We start from the raw sequence: 1,793 nt of genomic DNA, 5'->3' as shown, positions 1-1,793 counted from the left end.
GCCTTCCTCGTCACGGAAGTACTCGGCCTGGGCCAGTCCGGTCAGGGCTACGCGGGCGCGGGCGCCGGGAGGCTCGTTCATCTGGCCGTACACGAGGGCGCATTTCGAGCCCTCGGTCGAGCCGCCGTTCTTGGCCGGGTCCACGTTCACGTTGGACTCGATCATCTCGTGGTACAGGTCGTTGCCTTCGCGGGTGCGCTCGCCCACGCCGGCCAGAACCGAATAGCCGCCGTACGCCTTGGCGATGTTGTTGATCAGCTCCTGCATCGTCACGGTCTTGCCGACGCCGGCGCCGCCGAACAGGCCGATCTTGCCGCCCTTGGTGTAGGGGCACATCAGGTCGATGACCTTGATCCCCGTGACGAGGATTTCCGACGAGGTCGACTGCTCCTCGAAGCTCGGGGCCTCGCGGTGGATCGGGCGGTACATGGTGGTCTTGATCGGGCCCTGCTCGTCGATCGGCGCGCCGACGACGTTCATGATGCGGCCCAAGGTGCCCGGGCCGACCGGCGCCAGGATTGAGGAGCCCGTGTCGGTCACCGGCTGGCCGCGAGTCAGGCCCTCCGAGGTGTCCATGGCGATGGTGCGGACCATGTTTTCGCCGAGGTGCTGGGCGACTTCCAGAACCAGGGTGAAGGGCAGGCCGGTCTTCTGGTCGACGTTCTGGGTCTCCAGGGCGTTCAGGATCGCGGGCAGCTGGCCCTCGAACTCGACGTCGACGACCGCGCCGATGACCTGGGCGATGCGGCCCACGCCGGTGCCCTTGGTGACGATGGCGTTGCCGGTCGGGGCGGCGCCCTGGGCGTGATCAGGGGCGGCCGTCTTGACAGCGGTCTTGCGGGGAGCGGCGGGCTTCTTGGGGGCGGCGGTGTCGGTCATCGGTTCGTTCCGTTCGGAAGGTCTTGTCTGTGCGGGAGTCGGATCAGAGCGCTTCGGCGCCGGCGATGATCTCGATCAGTTCGGTGGTGATCTGGGCCTGGCGCTTGCGGTTGTAGCTCAGGGTCAGGGCGTTGATCAGGTCGCCGGCGTTGCGCGTGGCGTTGTCCATGGCGCCCATCTGGGCCCCGAAGAAGCTGGCCTGGTTTTCGTACAGCGCGGCGAGGATCTGGGTCGTGATATTGCGCGGCAGCAGGGTCTCGAGGATTTCCTCCTCCGACGGCTCATAGTCGTAGACGGCGCCGTTCAGGTCGATCGGCGGCGCGTCTCCGTCGACCACCGCGGGGATCAGTTGCTTGGGCGTCGGCACCTGCGAGATGACCGACTGGAAGCGGCTGTAGATCAGGGTGACGACGTCGGCGTTGCCGGCCTCGAACTCCTCGGCGATCAGGGCCGCGATCGGTTCGGCCGCGGGCAAGCCGATGACCTTGTGGTCCGACATCTCGAAGGTGCGGACGATGCGGCTGCCGTAAACGCGCGACAGGCCGTCGCGAACCTTGCGGCCCACGGCGATGATGCGGACGTCCTTGCCGTTGTCGAGCAGGCTGCGGATGCGCTCGCGCGCGGCCCGGATCACGTTGGTGTTGAAGCCGCCCGCCAGACCCTTGTCGCCGGTGGCGACGACGACGAGGTGCTTCTGGTCAGAGCCTGTGCCCGCGAGCAGACGCGGGGCGCCGTCGCCCGAGACGCCGGCGGCCAGATTGGCGATCACCGCCGCCATCTTGCGGGCGTAGGGGCGCGCGCTCTCGGCCTGATCCTGGGCGCGCTTCAGCTTGGCCGCGGCGACCATGTTCAGGGCCTTCGTGATCTTCTGCGTGGACTTCACGCTTCCGATCCGATTGCGCATTTCCTTGAGG

At 67.5% G+C, this 1,793-nt stretch carries 1 protein-coding gene and 1 pseudogene; both read right to left on the bottom strand.

All coding sequences use genetic code 11. The annotated features are described in order from the left end of the window. Positions 1–879 (bottom strand): annotated as a pseudogene (locus VGB60_RS11675) (F0F1 ATP synthase subunit beta); the annotation flags it as partial. A 43-nt stretch (positions 880–922) separates the two neighbouring features. Further along, positions 923–1,793: F0F1 ATP synthase subunit gamma (locus VGB60_RS11670; RefSeq protein ID WP_331038421.1), on the bottom strand; the 871-nt coding region annotated here is incomplete at its 5' end.

Source organism: Brevundimonas sp., assembly GCF_036399195.1.
Taxonomy (GTDB): domain Bacteria; phylum Pseudomonadota; class Alphaproteobacteria; order Caulobacterales; family Caulobacteraceae; genus Brevundimonas.
This window is presented reverse-complemented; position numbering and strand designations above follow the sequence as displayed.